The 21,016-nt window shown below is 34.9% G+C and carries 18 protein-coding genes; 13 read left to right on the top strand and 5 right to left on the bottom strand.

Translation table 11 applies throughout. The features are described from left to right. The first annotated feature begins 241 nt into the window (after nucleotides 1-241). The 10 genes from X925_RS03580 to arcC all read left to right on the top strand — a co-directional run bounded on the left by X925_RS03580 (nucleotide 242) and on the right by arcC (nucleotide 10,448). A complete protein-coding gene (locus X925_RS03580; protein ID WP_158245395.1) occupies nucleotides 242-1,246 on the top strand; it encodes a LacI family DNA-binding transcriptional regulator in 1,005 nt (334 codons plus the stop codon). Nucleotides 1,247-1,320: 74 nt separating this feature from the next. Next, nucleotides 1,321-4,020, top strand: a complete 2,700-nt coding sequence (gene pulA, locus X925_RS03585) for a type I pullulanase (RefSeq protein WP_121514327.1) — start codon at nucleotides 1,321-1,323, stop codon at nucleotides 4,018-4,020. 175 nt (nucleotides 4,021-4,195) lie between these two features. Then, nucleotides 4,196-5,074: an RnfABCDGE type electron transport complex subunit D gene (locus X925_RS03590; protein WP_121959168.1), complete on the top strand. Its 879-nt coding sequence runs from the start codon at nucleotides 4,196-4,198 to the stop codon at nucleotides 5,072-5,074. Next, on the top strand, nucleotides 5,071-5,682 hold the full coding sequence (locus X925_RS03595) for an FMN-binding protein (protein ID WP_103064790.1): 612 nt from the start codon (nucleotides 5,071-5,073) through the stop codon (nucleotides 5,680-5,682). The genes X925_RS03590 and X925_RS03595 overlap by 4 nt, the downstream gene beginning before the upstream one ends. Further along, nucleotides 5,682-6,293 (top strand): Rnf-Nqr domain containing protein, encoded by a 612-nt coding sequence (locus tag X925_RS03600; RefSeq protein ID WP_103064791.1) that lies wholly within the window; start codon nucleotides 5,682-5,684, stop codon nucleotides 6,291-6,293. Before X925_RS03595 ends, X925_RS03600 begins: the two co-directional genes overlap by 1 nt. Further along, nucleotides 6,293-6,886, top strand: a complete 594-nt coding sequence (locus tag X925_RS03605; RefSeq protein WP_012207921.1) for an NADH:ubiquinone reductase (Na(+)-transporting) subunit E — start codon at nucleotides 6,293-6,295, stop codon at nucleotides 6,884-6,886. Before X925_RS03600 ends, X925_RS03605 begins: the two co-directional genes overlap by 1 nt. A 10-nt stretch (nucleotides 6,887-6,896) precedes the next feature. Further along, nucleotides 6,897-8,015 (top strand): NADH:ubiquinone reductase (Na(+)-transporting) subunit F, encoded by a 1,119-nt coding sequence (locus tag X925_RS03610; protein ID WP_199171472.1) that lies wholly within the window; start codon nucleotides 6,897-6,899, stop codon nucleotides 8,013-8,015. 23 nt (nucleotides 8,016-8,038) lie between these two features. Next, nucleotides 8,039-8,491 carry a hypothetical protein gene (locus tag X925_RS03615; protein WP_121959153.1) on the top strand — a complete coding sequence of 151 codons (453 nt, stop codon included), beginning with the start codon at nucleotides 8,039-8,041 and terminating at the stop codon, nucleotides 8,489-8,491. A 20-nt stretch (nucleotides 8,492-8,511) separates the two neighbouring features. Next, the gene (gene argF, locus X925_RS03620; RefSeq protein ID WP_121959154.1) at nucleotides 8,512-9,501 is read left to right on the top strand and encodes an ornithine carbamoyltransferase; all 990 of its coding nucleotides are present in this window, start codon (nucleotides 8,512-8,514) and stop codon (nucleotides 9,499-9,501) included. Between the two features lie 5 nt (nucleotides 9,502-9,506). Continuing rightward, nucleotides 9,507-10,448, top strand: a complete 942-nt coding sequence (gene arcC / locus X925_RS03625) for a carbamate kinase (RefSeq protein WP_121959155.1) — start codon at nucleotides 9,507-9,509, stop codon at nucleotides 10,446-10,448. Between the two features lie 23 nt (nucleotides 10,449-10,471). Here arcC and X925_RS03630 read toward each other — a convergent pair whose 3' ends face one another. The 5 genes from X925_RS03630 to X925_RS03650 form a co-directional block, all read right to left on the bottom strand. After that, nucleotides 10,472-11,281 (bottom strand): MurR/RpiR family transcriptional regulator, encoded by an 810-nt coding sequence (locus tag X925_RS03630; protein ID WP_012207926.1) that lies wholly within the window; start codon nucleotides 11,279-11,281, stop codon nucleotides 10,472-10,474. A gap of 19 nt (nucleotides 11,282-11,300) precedes the next feature. Then, entirely contained in the window at nucleotides 11,301-12,482 is a 1,182-nt protein-coding gene (locus X925_RS03635) for a glycosyltransferase (RefSeq protein WP_012207927.1), read from the bottom strand. Nucleotides 12,483-12,515: 33 nt separating this feature from the next. Further along, nucleotides 12,516-13,490 carry a carbohydrate ABC transporter permease gene (locus X925_RS03640; protein ID WP_121959156.1) on the bottom strand — a complete coding sequence of 325 codons (975 nt, stop codon included), beginning with the start codon at nucleotides 13,488-13,490 and terminating at the stop codon, nucleotides 12,516-12,518. After that, entirely contained in the window at nucleotides 13,484-14,368 is an 885-nt protein-coding gene (locus X925_RS03645; protein WP_103064797.1) for a carbohydrate ABC transporter permease, read from the bottom strand. The genes X925_RS03640 and X925_RS03645 overlap by 7 nt, the downstream gene beginning before the upstream one ends. A gap of 69 nt (nucleotides 14,369-14,437) precedes the next feature. Further along, nucleotides 14,438-15,727, bottom strand: coding sequence for an ABC transporter substrate-binding protein (locus X925_RS03650; protein ID WP_012207930.1), 1,290 nt, complete (start codon nucleotides 15,725-15,727; stop codon nucleotides 14,438-14,440). Between the two features lie 524 nt (nucleotides 15,728-16,251). Here X925_RS03650 and X925_RS03655 point away from each other — a divergent pair. Genes X925_RS03655 through polA form a run of 3 tightly spaced genes read left to right on the top strand, consistent with a single transcriptional unit; the run spans nucleotide 16,252 to nucleotide 20,855 of the window. Then, nucleotides 16,252-16,800 (top strand): macro domain-containing protein, encoded by a 549-nt coding sequence (locus tag X925_RS03655; RefSeq protein WP_121959157.1) that lies wholly within the window; start codon nucleotides 16,252-16,254, stop codon nucleotides 16,798-16,800. Nucleotides 16,801-16,804: 4 nt separating this feature from the next. Further along, complete coding sequence (locus tag X925_RS03660) at nucleotides 16,805-18,133, top strand: phenylacetate--CoA ligase family protein (RefSeq protein ID WP_121959158.1); 1,329 nt, start codon at nucleotides 16,805-16,807, stop codon at nucleotides 18,131-18,133. A gap of 31 nt (nucleotides 18,134-18,164) precedes the next feature. Beyond that, nucleotides 18,165-20,855 carry a DNA polymerase I gene (gene polA, locus X925_RS03665; protein ID WP_121959159.1) on the top strand — a complete coding sequence of 897 codons (2,691 nt, stop codon included), beginning with the start codon at nucleotides 18,165-18,167 and terminating at the stop codon, nucleotides 20,853-20,855. The last annotated feature ends 161 nt before the right edge of the window (nucleotides 20,856-21,016 follow it).

Here is a 21,016-nt window from a genome sequence, read left to right on the forward strand (position 1 = left end):
CTTGGAGAAGGGGCAAAAACTCTTTTATCTTTTAGGGTGGGGAGCGTTTGCTGCAATTTGCAAACTATGTTTTTTTGCAGTTTTATGCAAAATGGTTTTTTTCGTAATGTTTTTGAATAACTTTCCTAATCTCATTTGCTTTGCAAATGATGTATTGAATTCGGGGTTTTTAAGGGGCTTGCCCCTTAATGTAGGGCTGAAGCTCCGCTATATATATAATTATGATTCCGAGGTGAATATTGTGAAAGAGAAAAAGAGAAATCCAAATCCCACTATTAAAGACGTAGCACGACTCGCCAACGTCGGAATAGCAACAGTTTCAAGGGTATTAAATAATTCCGAAAAGGTAAGCGAAAAGACCAAAGAAAAAGTTCTAGAAATTATAGAAGAGTTGGGATATTCTCCCAACATTAACGCTAGAACGTTATCTTCAAAAAATATAAATTCTCTTTCTTTTGTGACACCAGACATGGGAAACGAATTTTATGGAATCATGTATTCTCTACTTGAAAAGAAAATTTCTCGAAATAATTATAGGTTGATAGTTTTTCCTCTTATAGATCAGATATCTCTGGAAAAAATCAAGCAAAATACCGATTTAATTTATCAAACAGACGGGGTATTCATCTCTTCTCTTTCCGTTTCAAGCATTTTTCAGAACAGAATTCCCCCTAAGAAAATAATATTGATCGATTCATATGATGAGAGATTCGATTCTGTATACGTTGATAATTATCAAGTTGGGAAAACAGCCGCTCAATATCTCATAAATAATTCACCTGCAAATAGTACTTTCTATTTAGTTACTTTTAAGGAGCTCAACAATGAATTTACCTCTTTTGTCTTCAAAAAAAGAGACGAAGGTTTTTTAGAAGTTATGGAAGAGCACAATAAAAAAGTAAATGTTATATACAGCGATTTATTGTGGGATGGGGGGTATAAAGCGATTGGAACCCTTATAAAAAGGCGCCCCAGAAAATATTCATCCATTTTTGCAACATGTGACATGATTGGAGTAGGTGTCAAAAAATACTTGGAAGAAATGAATATGTATCCAAAAAAGGATTATTCATTGATAGCTGTTGACAATCTTCCTATCAGTAGGCTATTTCAATTAACAACGATTAGACAACCGATTAGCGAAATGGTCGAAATTGCTTATGAGATGTTCGTCTCTTCCATGGAAGGAAGAGAAAAAGCTGAACATTACAAATTGGAAGCAAAAATAGTAGAAAGAGAAACATAGAAGATATTATTATTTTTTTCTATATTGTGGAAACCTTTTCACTATATCACAACTTCAAAAGGAGGTCGGTATTTATGAGGAAAGTAGGTTACTTTTTGCTAGTATTCTTCTTAATTTCTTTGTTGTTAGGTTGTTCCGCGCAAGCAGATCAAGCCACACAAACTCAAGCTTTGCCTAAAGAGGTTGAAAGTACAAATCCTAACAATTTTGTAAGCCTTTCTGAAGGGAAAACCGCTGCTAACTTTGACGCACAGACCGTTTTGATCGTACACTATCACAGACCTGATGGTGATTATGAACCTTGGAATCTTTGGATTTGGCCAAGTAAACCTGTTTCCAAAGAAGGCGCTAGATATTTATTTGAAGGTGAGGATAGTTTTGGTAAGTATGCGATTGTCAAATTTGAGGAAAAACATGAGGAGTTGGGGTTCATTGTAAGAACAGATAGTTGGGAAAAAGATATTTCAATGGATAGATTCGTGAGTATACCTGAAAGCGGAGTTGCTGAAATATGGGTCTTATCTGGAGTAGAGAATTACTATACCGATCCTAAAAACCTTGACTTAAGTCCCCGAGTAAATGCAGCTATCATGGATTCTTTCGATGAAATAAAGGTTAGTCTAACGGTACCCTTTGATACAAAAGAGTGGGAAGGAAAAGTCCACTTTTATCAGGTCGATGGTTCTGATCCTATTGCTATGGATGTATCAGATGTTTATAAAACCGATCCCACCGATATTTCTGTTACCTCAAATATTACAATAAAACTAGCTAATCCAATATCTTCCCAGGATGTGGATAAATTGTATAAAATAGATATAGAAGGATATGTATCAGAAAATTATGTGATTATGCGTAATATTTTAGATGATGAGGTTTTTCATTACTATGGGAACGATTTAGGAGCGGTTTATTCTCCAGCTAAAACAGAATTTAAAGTTTGGTCCCCAGTATCCTCAGAAGCAAAGGTACTACTTTTCCATGATTATTTGGATGAAGAACCCTATAAAGAAGTTCCCATGTCAAAAAACGATAACGGAGTTTGGCATGCCACTATGAACGGTGATTTAAAAGGGCAATATTATCTATATGAGTTCGTATCTTATGGCGAAACAAGAAGAACAATAGATATTTATTCCACAGCTCTTGCCGTCAATTCCGCGAAATCAGCTATTATAGATTTGAATGATACAGACCCAGTAGGTTGGAATAACGATACAAGACCTGTTCTTAAAAATCCTGAAGATGCAATTGTTTATGAAATTCATGTAAAAGATTTTACAATAGATGAAAGCTCTGGAGTTCCAGAAGAGTACAGGGGTAAATATCTTGGATTGACTGTAGACAATACACAATCCCCCACAGGTGTGAAAACAGGATTATCACACCTAAAGGAACTTGGAGTTACTCACGTTCACATTATGCCTATTCAAGATGCTGGTTCTTTAGATGAAACTAAATTCGATGAGCAATACGGTTGGGGATACGATCCCTTAGTATACAATGTTCCAGAAGGTATTTATTCGACAGATCCATACGATCCATTAAAGAGAATAAATGAAGTGAAAACCGTAGTCAAAACTTTTCACGAAAACGGTATAAGGGTTGTGATGGATGTTGTGTACAACCATACATACCAAGTTGGAAAAAATTCACCTTTCGATCAAACGGTTCCTTACTTCTATTACCGTACTGATCAATCTGGGAAATATACAAATGGATCTGGAGTGGGGAACGAAGTAGCCACGGAAAGGTTCATGGTGAGAAAATACATAGTAGATAGTTTAAAGTATTGGGTCGATGAGTATCATGTTGATGGATTCAGATTCGATTTATTAGGATTATTCGACAAAGAAACGGTAAAAACAATATCAGAAGAATTACATGCCCTACTACCAGACGTACTTTTGTATGGAGAACCATGGACTGGTGGCGGTCAAATAACGTTTGGCAAAGGAGACCAAAAAGGTTTAGAGGTAGCTGTATTCAACGATGATGTTAGAGACGCTATTAGGGGAAGCGTATTTGAACCTGAGGTCAAAGGTTTTGGATTAGGGGCTGCAGGACAACAAACAAAGATAAAAAGAGGTGTTGTCGGATCTATTGAATACGACAGCACAATAAGATCATGGGCACAAGACCCACAAGAAACTATGAACTACGTTTCCAACCATGATAACCATACCTTATGGGATAAAAATGCACTTGCTCTCGGTGTAAAACCGTGGGAAGAAGAGTTAGACCCACAAACTTTAGAAACCTTAAAAGCCTCTCAAAAATTCTCCAATGCAATGATCTTAACGATGCAGGGTATACCCTTCTTACACGGTGGGGTGGATTTTGCAAGGACTAAGAACGGTAATCATAACCCATACAATGTTTTAGAACCAAACGTATACGACTGGAACAGGAAAAGCGAATTTTACGATATATTTGAGTATTACCAAGGTATGATAGAATTAAGAAAAGCTCATCCTGCTTTTAGAATGACCAATAGTGAAGATATAATAGCTCACATTGAATTTTTCGAACTACCTAAAGAATATAGAAAAACCGTTGCTTTTATCATAAAAGATAATGCAAACAACGATCCATGGAAAAATATTGTGGCTGTCTACAATGCAGAACCAGAATCTTCTGTTCAAATCACACTACCTGAAGGCGAATGGAATTTAGTTGTAAATGAAAACACAGCTGGTACCGAAACACTGGATGTAGTGGAAGGAACAATCGAAGTGTCACCTTTATCCGCTTACGTTTTATATCAAAACTAATAAACTTTAGAAAATCAAAGGGGCGAATTTTTTCGCCCTTTTTTAATTCTTACAAATTGATAAAATGAATCGTTGATATCTAAGGTCATATATGTTAAAATATCAATAGATTTATTAATTTAGATTTAATTAAGGGGGTGTTCATGTGGCATCAGGCTTTTTCCAAAAACAGGTTATGATGAGAAGGGTACTGTACTCACTGATACCTGTCTACGCTTTTGCTTTTTACATGTACGGATGGAGATTGATTTTTCTATCTATATTTGTTTATGGTTTTGGGATTTTGACAGAGTACATTATGGAAAAAAGACAAAAACGGCAAGTTAGCGAAGCTGTATTAGTCACCAGTACTTTATTCGTCTTATCCCTTCCTCCTGCAACGCCTTGGTGGATCGCCAGTATTGGGATTATTTTTGGTGTTTTATTTGCAAAAGAAGTTTATGGGGGTTTTGGAAGAAATATTTTTAATCCAGCCATTGCTGGTAGACTTTTTATTTACATAACCTTTCCAAATATTATGACCCAATCATGGCTTCAACCGGGAAATTTTGGGAGAGCGACATCTGATATCTTAACCTCAGCAACACCTCTACAAGTTTTAGCAAATGGTGAAAGTTTCGGCTTGTTTGAATTATTTTTTGGACTCAGATCAGGTTCAATGGGAGAAGGTCCTATATTTCTAATACTTATCGCTGCAATTTATCTCATCGCCACAAAAACCGCTAGTTGGAAAATTATGTTATCCACATTCTTGAGTGCTTCTATATTGACAGGCCTTTTTTCTTTAATAGGCATACCGGAAGCCTCTTATCCTTTAGAATTCTTACTTTCTGGAAGCTTCATGTTTGTGACCGTTTTTATGGCAACAGATCCTGTAACTGCACCAAAAAATGAAACTTCTAAATGGTTTTATGGCATTATAATAGGAGTTACGGCTGTACTTATTAGAACGTTTTCTCTTTTCCCTGAAGGTACGAGTTTTGGAGTGTTAATGGGTAACACCTTTGCTGCTTTGTTGGATACAGCTTTTACTAGAAAGAAGGTGAAAGCATGAAAAGGGAAGGTAGAGTTTATACCATTATATTCACATTTATTATTTCTTTTGTGTTTGTTTTCGTTTTGGCAGTAGCAAATGAACTAACAAAAGATACGGTAGCAAGGAATCAAGAATTGTTCCAAATTAAAGCAATATTATCTGCAATGGGTATATCTTATGAAAGTGATGAAGAAGCCTTTCAAAAATACAACTCTATGGTTTCAACTGAATCTATTAATGGCTCTCAACTATACACTGCCGAAGTAAACGGACAAAATGTCTATGCTACCATCTTCACTGGTAGTGGACTATGGGGCACTATCACGGGTGTCTTAGCTGTGAACGAAGATGTTTCTAGAATTGTTGGCATTGATTTTATATCTCAAAACGAAACACCTGGATTGGGAGGAAGGATAGAAGAAGATTGGTTCAAAAGGCAGTTTTCCGGTCTTAAAATTATAGACAGTCAAATAAGAGTAGTAACTGGGCAAGGTTCCGGGGACTACGACTACGAAAACGGACAAGTTGATGCAATAACCGGTGCCACAAGAACTTCTGAGTCTATTGAAAGAATTGTAAACGATACGATTTCAAATTTAAAAGATATTCTGGGGGTGAATAGTTAATGGCTCAGAAAAGTTGGATAGAAATTGCTAAAGATAATTTATGGTATAACAATCCTGTATTCATCCAAATACTCGGAATATGTTCCACATTAGCGGTAACTAACACTTTAATAAACACATCCATTATGACTCTGGGAGTCGTTTTTGTGACAGGCTTATCGGCGTTGACGGTTTCTTTGTTAAAATCTTTCATTCCTAGGAAAGTCAGAATGATAGCCCAAACTTTGATAATATCTTTTTATGTTATAATTGTTGATATCGTTCTACGGGCTTATGTACCTGATGTCAGTAGAGCCTTGGGACCTTACGTAGGTTTGATCATAACTAATTGTATAATAATGGGAAGAACAGAAGCTTTTGCTCAATCTAACCCTCCATTACTTTCTCTGTGGGATGGTTTAACTAGTGGAATAGGGTATATGTATGTTCTTTTGATGGTTGCATTTGTGAGGGAGTTATTGGGCTTTGGAACAGTTTTTGGATTTCAAATATTACCAGATAACTTTGTAAATTGGACTATAATGGTTATGCCTCCAAGTGCCTTCTTTATGTTAGCTATTTTCATATGGATATTAAAAGGTTACATGTTTAGAAAGGAGGTTAAAAAATAATGTCCCCTGACGTAGGTTTGATATCTTTATTCTTTGCTTCTATTTTTACAAGCAACATACTTCTTGCAAATTTTTTAGGAATGTGTTCCTTTATATCGGTTTCAAAGGATTTCACTTCTTCTAATGGGTTGGGTCTTGCAGTAACCTTTGTTATGACTATAACTACCGCAATTAATTGGCTTGTATACCATTATTTGTTGATTCCTTTCGGTTTAGAATATCTTAGATACATAGTGTTCATAATAGTTATTGCCGCAATAGTTCAGATATCAGAAATGGTTATAGAGAGGATGTCAACTAATTTGTACATGAGCTTAGGTATTTTTCTTCCATTGATCACTGTTAATTGTGCTATACTGGGTGTAGCTCTTTTTATGCAGATTAGAAATTATAATTTCCTTCAATCAGTTATATTTGGACTTGGTTCAGGCTTAGGTTGGTGGTTAGCAATCATATCACTAGCCGCAATAAGAAAAAAGGTTGATAAATCTCCCGTACCGGGACCGTTAAAAGGACCTGGAATTACCTTAATCACGATTGGACTTATGGCGATGGCTTTTATGGGATTTTCCGGTATGCTAAACGTACAGTGAGGTGATTGATGTGAACGCAATTTTAGTTGCTTCATTTATAATAGGTGGATTGAGTGCGGTTTTAGCTGCTATGATTGTGGTTGTTGATAGCGTAGTTAACAATTATGGTGAAGTTAAGATCGATATCAATAATGGAAAAAAGGAGTTAAAGGTAAATGGAGGCGCTCCACTACTTACTACTCTTTCCGAGCAAGGCATCTTTATCCCTTCAGCATGTGGTGGTAGGGGAAGTTGTGGGGCATGCAAGGTAAAAGTTTTATCAGATATAGGACCAATTTTACCTACAGAAGCACCCCTTTTAAACGAAGAAGAAATGAAACAAAATATAAGATTATCATGTCAAGTGAAAGTAAAATCTGACATAGCGATAGAAATTCCAGAAGAGTTATTTTCTGCAAAAATTTTTAAAGGTGTGGTTGAAAAAATAAATGATTTGACATATGATATAAAAGAAGTTAAAATTAAACTTGTCGAGCCCAATGAAATTGAGTTTAAAGCTGGACAGTATATGCAATTGGTTATACCTCCCTACGAGAAAATAAACGAATATACACAAAGGGCATATTCCATTGCATCGTCGCCAAGTCAAAAAGATTCCATAGAATTTTTTATCAGACTTGTTCCAGGTGGAATTGCGACAACTTATGTTCACAAATATCTAAAAGAAAATGATCAAATGGAATTGGTTGGTCCTTTCGGTGAATTTTATATGAGAGATACGGATGCAGATATGATATGTGTTGCAGGAGGTTCAGGGTTAGCTCCGATAAAATCTATCGTTGCAGATATGTTCGAAAGGGAAATAACCAACAGAAACGTCTGGTTGTTTTTCGGGGCAAGAAGCTTGAAAGATCTTTATTATCTGGATTTCTTTCAAGACATGGAAAAGAAATGGGACAGATTCCATTTTGTTCCTGCACTTTCAGAACCACAACCTGAAGATAATTGGAAAGGAGAAACGGGACTTATAACAGATGTATTGGGAAAATATTTTAAAGAAAAAATGGACCAAAATACCCAAAAGGAAGGATATTTGTGTGGAAGCCCCGGTATGATAAATGCCTGTGTTAAAGTAATGACAGCGAACGGCATATCCGAGGATAAAATATATTATGACAAGTTCGCATAATCAAAAGGAGGTGTTTTTCCTCAATGAAAATGACTGAAGATTTAAAGAAAGCCTATGAAAACATGAAGCGCGGAGTTATAACCGCTGATGGATTTTTAGGTGATGATGAAAGACTTTTGGTTGACATAATTGAAAGTGATGAAGAAAAAATTAGGGCTTTAAACATAAATTTACAAGATGACCTTAAAAAGATTAGGTATCTTTTCGAAAAAGGGAAAGAAGCTTTTGAAGAACCTGTAACCATTGATAATAAATGGCTAATAAAAGTTGACGAAGCTAGAGGACATCTACCTTGTCCATTTGAAGACGGTATTTTTAGAAAAGTTAATTTAAGAATTAAAAATTTAAATAACAACGAAGAACTTCTTATCACAGAATTATCATTACACTTAATAGAAAAACATCATTTTTTCCAGGGTAAGGGTTCAGCATTCAGGGTAGAACCTGAGAAACTAAAAAAAGTTTTGGAAGAATAAAAAGGAGGAATTAAAGAAGCATGCCTATCAATTTAAGAGGAAGAAGCCTTTTAACGTTGAAAGATTTCACACCAGAAGAGATAAAGTATCTTTTGGAGCTTTCAAAAGATCTAAAAGCCAAAAAGCGAATGGGTATTAAGGGCGATTTATTAAAAGGTAAGAACATAGTTTTGCTATTTGAAAAAACATCAACTAGAACAAGATGCGCCTTTGAAGTAGCTGCCTTCGATGAAGGGGCAAACGTTACATTTCTAACTAACAGTCAAATGGGTAAGAAAGAGTCAATAGAAGATACGGCAAGAGTTTTAGGAAGATTTTACGATGGTATAGAATTTAGAGGCTTCAAGCAAGAAACGGTAGAAATTTTAGCAAAATATTCAGGTGTTCCCGTGTGGAATGGTTTGACAGATGAAGATCATCCCACCCAAGTGTTGGCAGATTTCCTAACGATTATGGAAAACTTTGAAAAACCTCTTAATAAGATCAAGTTTGTGTACGTTGGTGATGGAAGAAACAATATGGCAAACGCACTCATGATTGGTGCCTCTAAAATGGGTATGGATTTTGTAATTATTTCTCCAAAAGAACTTTTTCCAAGTAAAGAACTGATAAGCGAAATGGAAATGACAGCTAGTGAAAACGGTGGAAAAATCACCATCACAGACAAAGTTGATGCTGTTGCTAACGCGGATGTGATTTATACTGATGTCTGGATTTCTATGGGAGAAGAAAGTAAAGTTGAAGAGAGGATCAAATTACTTAAACCTTACCAAGTAAATATGGAATTGATAAAAAAGGCTAACAATCCTGAAGTTATTTTCCTTCATTGTTTGCCTTCTTTTCATGATACAAAAACCGATATGGGATACGATGTTTACCAGAAATACGGTATTAAAGAAATGGAAGTTACGGATGAAGTGTTTCAAAGTAAGTACTCAAAAGTTTTTGACCAAGCAGAAAATAGAATGCATACCATAAAAGCAGTTATGGTAGCAACGTTGGTAGGTTGATAGGAATGGCTGAAAAACTTGCAATTGTAGCAATAGGAGGAAATGCCTTATCCCAACCAAAAGAATCTCCTACCGCTGAAAATATGCTAAAAAACTTAGAGAACACGGCAAAATGCCTAGTTGAGCTAGTAAAAAAAAATTATAAAATAGTTATAACTCACGGAAATGGCCCTCAAGTAGGAAACATTCTAGTTCAACAAGATATAGCCAAAGAGGTTATTCCTCCATTTCCTTTAGATGTTAACGGAGCTATGACTCAGGGATATATAGGATACATGATTTCCCAAATGTTAAAAAATGTTTTAACAGCAGAACATATGGAAAAAGATGTTTCAAGTATCGTTACCCAAGTACTTGTTGATAAGGATGATCCAGCCTTTAACAACCCTTCAAAACCTATTGGACCCTTTTACACCGAAGAAGAAGCTAACACTTTCATTAAAGAAAAAGGTTGGAGCATGGTAGAAGACGCCGGAAGAGGTTGGCGAAGAGTAGTACCTTCTCCAGAACCGTTGGAGATTGTAGAGATAAAAGCTATTAAACAATTGGTAAAGGACAACAATATAACCATAGCAGCGGGTGGTGGGGGTATCCCAGTAGTAAAAGAAGAGAACAAATTAAAAGGCGTGGAAGGTGTTATAGACAAGGATAGAGCCTCTGCTTTGTTAGCTATAGAATTGGACGCCGATGAGTTCATAATTCTAACCGCTGTAGAAAAGGTATTTATAAATTTCAATAAACCCAATCAACAAGCTATATCTTCAATGACTGTGAACCAAGCAATACAATATATGAAAGAAGGGCATTTCTCAAAAGGGAGTATGTTGCCGAAGATAGAGGCATGCACAAATTTTGTTCTCAAGACTGGAAGATCAGCTTTAATTACAGATTTAACGAAATTGGTTGATGCTTTGGAAGGAAAAACGGGAACTATTATTACTAAATAAGGGGGGATTAGCCCCCTTTTTTGTTAATTGAATTTTTTTGTCTTCATCGCTTGACTTATTCTACTTTCTTTGTTTTTGAGGGACATCTTAGAAGCAACTGAATTGTACAAAAGTTCCACCATGAACATTTCTCCGATTCTGCTAACGGTAAATTCGCTTTCTTGAGGCATTTCAGCTGAGGTATATAAAACTAGATTAACTATTTTTGATAAAGGTGAGTTAACCCCTGCAGTCATGCCTATGGTGAAAGCACCAGCTTCCTTGGCTACTTGGGCGGATTTATAAGTATCTCTGATAACTCCAGAATGACTGATAGCAATTACTACGTCATCTTTTTCAAGATTGGAAGCAACGATAACTTGCATATGTGGATCAGAATATGCAGTGGAGGCAAATCCTAAGGCAGCAAACTTCAAAGAAGCATCTAAAGCAATAGGAAAAGATCTTCCTACCGCATAGAATAGTAGTTTTTTACTGTTCATAATTATTTCGGAGGCATGAGTAATTTTATCTCTATCCACTTGCCTTAGAATATCGGTCAAGGCGTTTACAGTCCTATTGTAAATCATATCAAAAAGATCTTTTGACTCTTTTGAGTCAAGTGTAGGGGTGCTCAATTCCCTTGCCAATTCCAACTTAAATTTTTGATATCCCGAGTAACCAACCTTTTTTAAAACTCTGTATATAGTAGTTTCACTAGTTCCGGCCCAATTGGATAATTCTGTGATGCTGTAGTGTATTACATCGCCAGGCCTTTCGATTATATACTGAGCTGCCTGCTTTTCTTTATTAGTTAAAGAATTGTATATCCCTTTGATTTTGGAAGTTACCAACTTCCTCACCTCTTATCGACTATAACTTTTCTATCAATTCGTCTTTTTTATTAGCAAAAAGATTTATTTGATCTTTGATAACTTTTTCAGCTTCTACTTCGTTCATATCTTTTGTCAATTCAGCGAAATCAGCTACTCTCCCAAAATAGAGAGGTACTAAGGATTCCACCAACTTTTTGTCTTTGTTTTTTGAATACTCTATTAATGCATTGAATAAGATATCCACCCAGATTTGAAGTGGTACTTTCTTCTTTTCCATTATGAATCCTAAATGATCATTTGCCAATATTTTGGATTCTTCGTTTTTTAAACCTTCTAAAAGTTGCATTTTCAAATTTTCTATGTTGATGTTGATAGGTTCAACAGCAATTTGGGGTATTTCACCATATATTGGGGCTTCTTCAATAGAACCGATATCTTTCCATTTGGAAGCGCTATCTACAATAATATCGAATAAGGTCCCAACTACCTGCTTAAACATAGGGGATAAATCGGCCCCTGGATCTTTAGGATCGTGAACTTTTGCACCTAAAGCAGCCTGATAAACCTTCTTGTTGGAGTTGAGTATGGCATTTATAGTCATCCAAATATCTATCCCAAACCTTGCAACCTCTGTTTTGGCAACACTTGAGGCAGCTTTCAAATAAACATCTATCATATTTTTACCTACTCCGAAATCTCCCCCTATTGGTTGCCTGATGGCTTGCCCAAATAAAGAAGAAACCAAAGGATAACATACTTGGTTTGTGATCGTACCGTCGTACTTGTGCCTCACATAATAAGGCGTAACATAATCGGAAAGTCCCTTCATTATAGGTCCAGTTAATCTTTCAATCCACCATGGTCGAACACTTTTTAAATCAGAATCTAAAAATACAATCGCTTCTGCGTCTAAGTTTTTAGCAAGTTCTATGACAGAAAGCATTGCACTTCCTTTACCTGGCAAACCTATATAATCGTAAGCGATTTTTGGGACGCTTTTTGTGTCTGTTTTCATAAAAACTTCTTTTGTTCCATCTTTTGAACCCCCGTCAGCGTTAACAATTATCCCATCTGAATCAAAATATTCAACTATACCTTCTGCAGCGGTTTTAGAAACAAAGGAAATCGTTTCAGCATTATTATAGCTGGGAATACCAACAACTACTTTTACCTTTTTTGGTAAATTTTGTAAAATTTTATCATCGAAAAATATTGACATTTCAACTTCCTCCCTTTTGTCACCTTTTCACTTTTATTCTTTGACTCCACCAGCAGTTAAACCTGCTGTTAGATATTTTTCTACGGTCATAAACAATACAATGACTGGAACGGCCGTCAATACTGAAGCTGCCATCATTTTAGCCCATACGGCATGTTCAGAAAAGAAAATCTCCCTCAAACCTACGGGCAGCGTATAAGCTGAAGGATAAGGCCTTATGAAAATAGAAGCAAACAGATACTCATTCCATCCTATCATAAAGGCATATATGAAAACTGTTATTATAGCCGGCATTGATAGAGGAATAATTATCCTCATAATAGTTCCAATTCTTGTACTACCATCAATTAAGGCGGCTTCTTCAATTGATTCAGGAATCGTTCTGAAATAATTACCAAGCATGTACATCGAAACAGGCAACGTCTGAATTATATATATTATATACAAAGCAAACATTGAGGTTCCTCCTGAATTAGTTAATCCTATTCTTACAAACAAATCATACAAAGGAACAGATAATATCACTCCACCGACTAGGTATACCAGCAATACCCCTCTTTGAACAAGAGTTCTTCCAGGATACCAAACTCTGCTGAAAGAATAGGCACCAAATATACCTATTATCAAACTTGTCAAAGCGCTTAATCCAGCCAATAATAAACTATTACCAAACCACCTTAAAAAAGGAAATGATTCACGCCTTCTTGATGATTGTATATTCTGAAGAACTTGCTCTCTTTGTTCTTCTGGAAGAGATTCTAATAGTCTCATGAGTTGTTGCTCTTCTTCACTCATCTGTTGCCTAATTGACTCCTGAAATCCTAATAGTTGAGCATACTGTGTCAATGTTGGATTCTCAGGAATCAATCCCCGATCAAACGCGTCTGAATCATACCTGAAGGAAACCGAAACCATATATGCAAAAGGATAGGCAACAAATATTACAACTAAAGCTATAAAAAACCAAAATAAAAATGTTTTTATGAAAGATCTTTTTCTTACTACCATTTTAACACCTTCCTCACATAGATGGATATGAGCGCCATCATAACTACAAAGAGGACAGTTGCTATCGCCGCTGCAACTCCAAGTTCTGGCAAACCTGTGAAGGCTTTTTCATATAGGTATATAGGTAGAGTCCTAGCCTCTTTAGACAACAAATATACCTCTTCAAATTTGTAAAAATTCCATATTCCTCTCAAAAGAACTAAAGAGCCTATTACATAATATAATTCAGGTAAAGTTATATGATGGAATTTTTGCCAACCATTGGCACCATCAATATCAGCTGCCTCATAATAATCTTGAGGTATTGATTGTAACCTCGATAAAATCATCAAATAAATAAAAGGAAAATTCTTCCAAATACTATAAAATGAAACAACTATGAAGGCGTTATTTGGATCATTAACTAGGTCTTTTGTCACATCCATGATACCTAAATTACTTAAAAGTATTGTTAAAGGACCATTTAAAGGCATTAAAACATATTGCCATGCAAAAACAGTTGAAATAACCGGTGCAACATATGGAAACAGTATAAGGGCTCTGACTATACCTCTGCCGGGAAATTCTTTATTCATAAGCAAAGCAACCCCTAAACCAACTAAAATACTTCCAACGACAGTAATCAAAACATACAAAATAGTTATACCAAAGGAATTCCAAAAGGTAGGATCGGTTAACAGTTCTCTATAATTTTGAAAACCCACAAACTTGTTTGGTGCTCCGGGTGTCAAAGATACTTCAAAAAAACTCAAGTAAATATTGTATAAAACTGGATACATAATAAAAAGACCTATCAAAATAACCGCAGGTGATACTAACTTCCATCCAAAGGTTGCTTCTTTCTTCTTTAAAGGAGATAAATCTCGAAATCGTTGCATATCTCTCTCCTCCCCATTTTTAGTAAAAAAGGGGAATAAAGCATTCCCCTTTCAATAGCTCAGACGCATTTAATCACTTAACAATCTTTCCGCTTCTTCTTGTGCCCATTGAGCGGTTTGCTGTGGTGTCCAATCGTTAGCGAACATCCTGTTTATTGCTCTACCAATTACAAAGTTACCAGACAGGATACTCATTTCTTCAATGATTTCTCCTTCCATGAACTCAAATCTTTCTACAGTATCTAAGGCAGAAATAATAGTAGTTATTTGATCTTTCCCATATCTTTCTAAAACAGGATTATCTAAAAATTCGTCCATCTGTGCTATAGAACTTCTGGTTGGATTCATTCCGCCAGGTGCCATGTGTAACCAGTAAATATAATTGCTGCCACTCATAAGAAATTTTACCCACTGTTCTGCCGCATTTTTATTTTCGGACGTGTTAAGTATACCCAATCCAACGACTTCCCCAAATGAAGAAGGTCTTATGTTAACCATAAAATTTGCAAAACCTGTATTCTCAACAAGTTTAGGATCAAACTGTTCCACTCTTTGTTTTTGTACCTCTTCCACCGCAATATCGTCCATTATATAAGTGGAATAGAATACCATAGCGGCTTCATTGTTCAAATAACCATTCAATGCTTCTGGAACAGCAGTAAAACCAGGTCTGGAGTATTTGCCCAGTTCTTTATAAAATCTAAATGATTCGATCATCTCGGGAGTATTAAAAAGAATATTTCCGTCTTTATCAATTGGTCTTGCACCATTTGATAGAGCAATTTGTGAAAATACCTGTTCAGTATAAGCGTCAGCTTTCTTAGGCAATATTATACCGTAGAAACCATTAGCAGGATCGTTTAATGCTTTTGCAGCTGTAAGTATATTGTACCAAGATGTTGGAGCTCCTAGGTCTCTTTCTTCAAACAAATTCGCCTTATACCAAATCCCTTGAACCCAAGCATGGAAAGGTACACCATAATATCCTCCATCTGGTGCCTGCATCAATCTTGAAACACCGTCATAAACATCACCAAAATCTTCGATAATTTTTGCATTCAGTTCTGTATCCATAAAGCCCTGGCTCCCCAGCAAGAGTATAGGAGAGATACCGCCTTCTACAACGTCTGGTAAAGTTCCAGCTTGAACTGCTCTTGGAATCTGTTCTAAGATCTCATTTTCCTCAATAGGGACTAAGTTTACCTTTATACCAGTTTGTGCTTCAAAAATCTGTGCTAAGGCTCTTATCCTTTGTTGCCTATCTGTTTCTACCTGAGTGTGCCAAAACGTAATCGTTTGAGTGAACACCATCGCACTAACCAACACTGCTAAAATAACCACTGTAAGTTTCTTCACCATACACACCTCCTCCAATTTAGGTTCTTATTGTGAATAAAAATTTTTTTCAAAAATATAAGATAAAAAGAAAATTTTCGTTTTTATTATACAGAAAAAAATATTATTTTCAAAATCTGATTATTAGTGATTAGAATCGATTATAGGTAATTATTTGCGATTATAACCAAAAATCTTTGATTTTCTCATTATTGGATTTTGTTTGGGTTGGTCTACTAACTTTTGATATAATAAAAGAAACATCAACTATAATGACTGAAAAGACCCTTTTCCCTATGGGGAGGGAGTGTTTGCTGCATTGTGCAAACTATGTTTTTAAATGATTTTTTGCTGATTTATGCAAAGAAACTTTTGTTTGCAGACCTGTGCAAACAAAGATCTTTTAAAAAAGAGATTTTTTGTTTTTGGGGAGTTTGAGGGGGGTACCCCTCAATGTCCGGGTTTACCCCTTAACGATCGGCGCTAAAACAAGTTTTAGATCTTCTTCTAAAGAGAGTAAATCAAAAATTAAACGGAGGCGTTAATGTATGAACAAAATTATAAAACAACTAAAAGTCAACAACGTTGAAATTAAATTGGTATCTGGAGATATAACTATCGAAGAAACAGACGCTATTGTAAATGCTGCTAATTCGCATTTGCAACATGGTGGTGGAGTGGCTGGAGCAATATCCAGAAAAGGAGGACCAGATATTCAAAAAGAATCGAACGAATATATCCAAAAATACGGTAAAGTCGAAACGGGAAATGTTGCTGTAACATCTGGAGGAAAGTTAAAATGTAAATACATAATCCATGCAGTTGGACCTATTTGGAGAGGGGGCAGTCAACAAGAAGAAAAGTTATTGTATGATGCAGTTTTCAATTCTTTGAAAAAAGCAGAAGAATTAAAATTGAATTCAATAGCCTTACCTGCAATAAGTGCAGGTATATACGGTTATCCAATAGAAAAAGCGGTTCTCGTTTACAAAAAAGCAGTCTATGATTTTATTAATACCAATCCACAATTTGTAAAAGAAATCAGATTTGTAATATATGACGAAGACCATTTAGATTATTTTTTGAAAGAATTTTGAGAGTATGAGTTTTCTAACAACTGTACACTATTATTATTCTCTACGAAAAAATCTTAATTATTCAAGAAAAAAGATAATAGCATTAAGAGAAGAGAAATTTAGAAAGCTATTAAAGTACGCGTATAAAAAAATACCGTTTTATAAAGATTTTTATACTTCTAACGGGATAAAAGAAAGCATGCTGGAAGAGATCCCCATATACGAATTACCAACGATCAATAAAAATCTTATGGTTGCTAATTTTGATAAGTTCTTTAAAGATAACCAAATTACTAAAAACAAAGTTGAAGATTTTTTAAAAAATAACCCGAATCCAACTTCTTTGCTTTTTAACAAGTATCATGTGATACACAGTTCTGGATCAACAGGCACGGTAGGATACTATTTGTATAGTGAAAAAGAGTGGGATTTCATCAAAGCCATTTCAACAAGAATGTTTTCAAACTTTAGCCTCAAAAGAAAGAAATATGCATTTATAGGTGCAGTTGATGGACATTATGCTGCCATAAGCTTGTTCCTCTCTCCACTAAATCAACCTGAAGAGTTTTTCTATAAAGGTTATATGGTAATGGATATAAACAAACCTATCAAATCCTACTTAAAAGACCTAAACGATTTTCAACCTGATAATCTCACAGGGTATCCCTTTGGTATAAGATCTTTGGCACAGTTTCAAAATGAAGGCATTTTGAATATTCACCCAGAAGTGATAGTTTGTGGTGGAGAGCCTTTATTAAAAAATGTAAAACAGTTTTTAAAAGATGTTTGGAAAGATACTGAAATAGTAGATAGTTATGCAACATCTGAGTCTTTGGCGATGGGTGTTTCTAGGGAAGATTTAAAAGGTATGTACATATACGATGATGCGGTTTATCTTGAAATTCAAGAGGATAAAACAATTTTGACGAACTTGTACAATTACACTCAACCTATAGTAAGGTATGAATTAACAGATATCCTTAAAAAATCAAAAGATAACGAAGGGAAATGGCCCTTTACAAAGATCGAACAAATTACGGGAAGAAACGAGTTAATTCCTTTTTTTATTAACGAAAACGGTGAAAAAGATTTCATTCACCCCATAGTAATTGCTGAATTTTTTGTTAAAGGCGTGGCTAAGTTTCAATTTGTTCAAAAAGATCAATCATCTTTTGTCTTTAAAATAGTCGTTTCACAAAAAGAGCCTTTAGATGAAATTGTAGAAGAAGTTAGAAACAAACTTAACGATATTTTAGAAAAGAAAAAAATGCAAAACGTCAATTTTGATGTAAAAATCGTGGAAGATATCAAGCCAGATGAAAAAACCGGAAAATATAAATTAATTGTAATTTAGTAAAAAATCAAAAGAAAAGAAGGTGCTTCACATGGCAAATTTATATTTAATAGACGGCTCAGGAATTGCATATAGAGCCTTTTTTGCGTTAGGAGACTGGATGAGCACTTCGGATGGTTTGCCGACAAACGCCATTTACGGTGTAGCTAGAATGCTTCTAAAGTTACTCAAAGAATACGTTAAAAAAGGTGAAGATTCAATAATATTTGTTATGGACAAAAAAACCACCACATATAGACATGAATTATTAGAAAGTTATAAAGCCCAGAGACCCGAAACACCCGAAAAATATATACAACAGATCCCATACATATACGAAATGGTTGAAAAATTAGGCATAAAATTAGTTGCCATGGATAATTACGAAGCCGACGATGTTATAGCCACGATAGTGTCCAAAAAGAAAAGAAACTACGATAATGTTTACATAATCACATCGGATAAAGATATGATGCAACTTGTTAAGGATAACGTATATATCTTAAGACCAGAACAAGGAATAACAGAAATGGTGAAATACGATGCACAGCAAGTAGAAAAAAAAATGGGAGTCCCCCCAGAAAAAATTGCAGATTTACTAGCTTTAATGGGGGATAGTTCTGACAATATTCCAGGTGTAAAAGGTATTGGAATAAAAACAGCCCAAAAATTGCTGCAAGATTACGATAACATAGACGATCTTTATCAACATTTGGATGAGATTAAAGGTTCAACAAAAAACAAGCTAAAAAATGAAAAGGAAACCGCATATCTGAGTAAAAAACTAGTCCAATTGATGGTAGATGCCCCCATAGAAGAAATTTTTGAAGACAAAGAAATTATATATCAAGGATTCAGAGAGAATTTACGAGATTTTCTCAAGAAATTAGATTTCAATTCAATATTAAAAGAGTTAGATATGCCTGATACAACTACTAACTCAACTAAAGTTACAGCAGAGACAAAAGCAGAAAAAAAAGATTATTCGACGAAAGGTAAGTATTACGAATACAACGCACAAGATTACAAAGAACTATTAAAAATCTTAGAGAAATACGAAATAATATCTTTTGACCTTGAAACTTCTTCTCTTGATCCATATCAAGCAGATATAGTTGGAATCGCTTTAAGTTGCAAACCATTTGAAGGATATTTTTTGTATCTGTACAAAGAAAAAGATAGGTGGGAAATAACAAAGGAGATAGTCGATCTTTTAAACACTAAGAAGATCATTGGCCAAAATTTAAAGTACGATATGACGGTTTTGAAAGTAAATGGAATTGAATTAAACAAAGTATATTTTGACAGTATGATAGCTGCTTATTTGTTGAATCCGGACAGCAGAAGGTTCAATATGGACGATCTCGCAAAAGAATATTTGGATTATAAAACAATTAAATACAAAGAAGTGATGGGAAAAGATATCAAACTGTTAACCCTTGGAGACATCGATAAGAAAAGGGTTGTTGAGTACGCTGGAGAAGATGCTGATATTGCTTATCGATTATTTGAAGTATTAAAGCCTAAATTAGAAGAATTTGAACTATTTGAATTGTTTGAAAAAATCGAAATGTCAACTATAAATGTTTTATCAGAAATGGAAATGAACGGCGTGTATTTTGATTTAAAAGAACTACAAAAATTGGAAGAAGAATATAACAAAAAGTTAAACTCGTTAATGTATGAAATGAAAAAAATCGTCGGTTATGACTTCAATCCAAACTCCCCAAAACAAGTTGGAGAACTACTTTTTGAAAACTTAGGATTGAAAGGAAAAAGAAAAACTAAGAGCGGATCATATTCAACAGATGCAGATTCTTTAGAAGCCCTAAGAGATGAACATCCAATAATAGAAAAGCTCTTAGAATACAGAAAATACCAAAAACTTCTATCTACATACATAATCGCTATACCAAAACTAGTTAACAAAAAAACTGGAAGGGTTCACACATCTTTCAACCAAACTGGAACAGCTACCGGTAGATTAAGTAGCAGCGATCCCAATCTTCAAAATCTTCCCATACGAGAAGAAGATGGAGAAAGAATAAGAAGCACCGTTAAGGCACAAAAAGATGATTATGTACTACTGAGTGCTGATTATTCTCAAATTGAATTGAGGGTTTTAGCTCATCTAACTAACGATGAAACTTTAATAAATGCTTTTAACAATGGTGAAGACATACATGCTTTAACCGCATCTGCAATATTCGGTGTAAAAATCGACGATGTTGACTACAACATGAGAAGGGTAGGAAAAGTAGTTAATTTTTCCCTGGTGTATGGATCATCTCCGTATGGATTAGCCGAGAATTTAAAGATACCTGTCGAAGATGCAAAAGATTTCATGGAAAAATACTTTAAAACTTACCAAAAAGTCAAAGAATATCAAGAATCAAGTTTAAAGATTGCAACGCAAAAAGGCTACGTTGAAACCATATTTGGAAGGAAAAGATTTTTGAAAAACATAAAAACAGGCAAATCTGAGTTGAAACGAATAGTCATAAATACCCCTATCCAAGGTAGTGCTGCAGATATCATGAAATTGGCGATGATCAATTTATACAAAAAACTTCCAAAAGAAGCAAAATTGATACTTCAGGTGCACGATGAAGTTGTAATAGAATTACCTGAAAAAATCGTAGAAGAAACCAAAAAAATGGTTCAAGATTGTATGGAAAATGCGGTCAAATTGAATATACCTTTAAAAGTAGATATCAGTGTCGGAAAAAATTGGCAAAAATGATAATTATAATTATGTATAATTAAATTATTAAAATTTTTTCATTTTTTCAAGAAAATCTGATATAATCTAAATAACTATTTAAACATTCATAGATAAAAAGAAAGTGCAGAACACGGGTGAAGCTTTAATCCTCCTTCCTTCCTTAGATGGGTGGGCTTCGG

It is taken from the genome of Petrotoga sp. 9T1HF07.CasAA.8.2 (genome assembly GCF_002895585.1).
In the GTDB taxonomy this organism is placed as follows: Bacteria; Thermotogota; Thermotogae; order Petrotogales; family Petrotogaceae; genus Petrotoga; species Petrotoga mobilis.

What these genes read in the sequence shown, in the direction of transcription:
- X925_RS03595 (WP_103064790.1), top strand. Translation starts at nt 5,071, where the DNA reads ATGAAAAGGGAAGGTAGAGTTTATACCATTATATTCACATTTATTATT.
- X925_RS03640 (WP_121959156.1), bottom strand. Translation starts at nt 13,490, where the DNA reads ATGGTAGTAAGAAAAAGATCTTTCATAAAAACATTTTTATTTTGGTTT.
- polA (WP_121959159.1), top strand. Translation starts at nt 18,165, where the DNA reads ATGGCAAATTTATATTTAATAGACGGCTCAGGAATTGCATATAGAGCC.
- argF (WP_121959154.1), top strand. Translation starts at nt 8,512, where the DNA reads ATGCCTATCAATTTAAGAGGAAGAAGCCTTTTAACGTTGAAAGATTTC.
- X925_RS03635 (WP_012207927.1), bottom strand. Translation starts at nt 12,482, where the DNA reads ATGTCAATATTTTTCGATGATAAAATTTTACAAAATTTACCAAAAAAG.
- X925_RS03645 (WP_103064797.1), bottom strand. Translation starts at nt 14,368, where the DNA reads ATGCAACGATTTCGAGATTTATCTCCTTTAAAGAAGAAAGAAGCAACC.
- arcC (WP_121959155.1), top strand. Translation starts at nt 9,507, where the DNA reads ATGGCTGAAAAACTTGCAATTGTAGCAATAGGAGGAAATGCCTTATCC.
- X925_RS03615 (WP_121959153.1), top strand. Translation starts at nt 8,039, where the DNA reads ATGAAAATGACTGAAGATTTAAAGAAAGCCTATGAAAACATGAAGCGC.
- X925_RS03600 (WP_103064791.1), top strand. Translation starts at nt 5,682, where the DNA reads ATGGCTCAGAAAAGTTGGATAGAAATTGCTAAAGATAATTTATGGTAT.
- X925_RS03660 (WP_121959158.1), top strand. Translation starts at nt 16,805, where the DNA reads ATGAGTTTTCTAACAACTGTACACTATTATTATTCTCTACGAAAAAAT.
- X925_RS03605 (WP_012207921.1), top strand. Translation starts at nt 6,293, where the DNA reads ATGTCCCCTGACGTAGGTTTGATATCTTTATTCTTTGCTTCTATTTTT.
- X925_RS03590 (WP_121959168.1), top strand. Translation starts at nt 4,196, where the DNA reads ATGATGAGAAGGGTACTGTACTCACTGATACCTGTCTACGCTTTTGCT.
- pulA (WP_121514327.1), top strand. Translation starts at nt 1,321, where the DNA reads ATGAGGAAAGTAGGTTACTTTTTGCTAGTATTCTTCTTAATTTCTTTG.
- X925_RS03650 (WP_012207930.1), bottom strand. Translation starts at nt 15,727, where the DNA reads ATGGTGAAGAAACTTACAGTGGTTATTTTAGCAGTGTTGGTTAGTGCG.
- X925_RS03655 (WP_121959157.1), top strand. Translation starts at nt 16,252, where the DNA reads ATGAACAAAATTATAAAACAACTAAAAGTCAACAACGTTGAAATTAAA.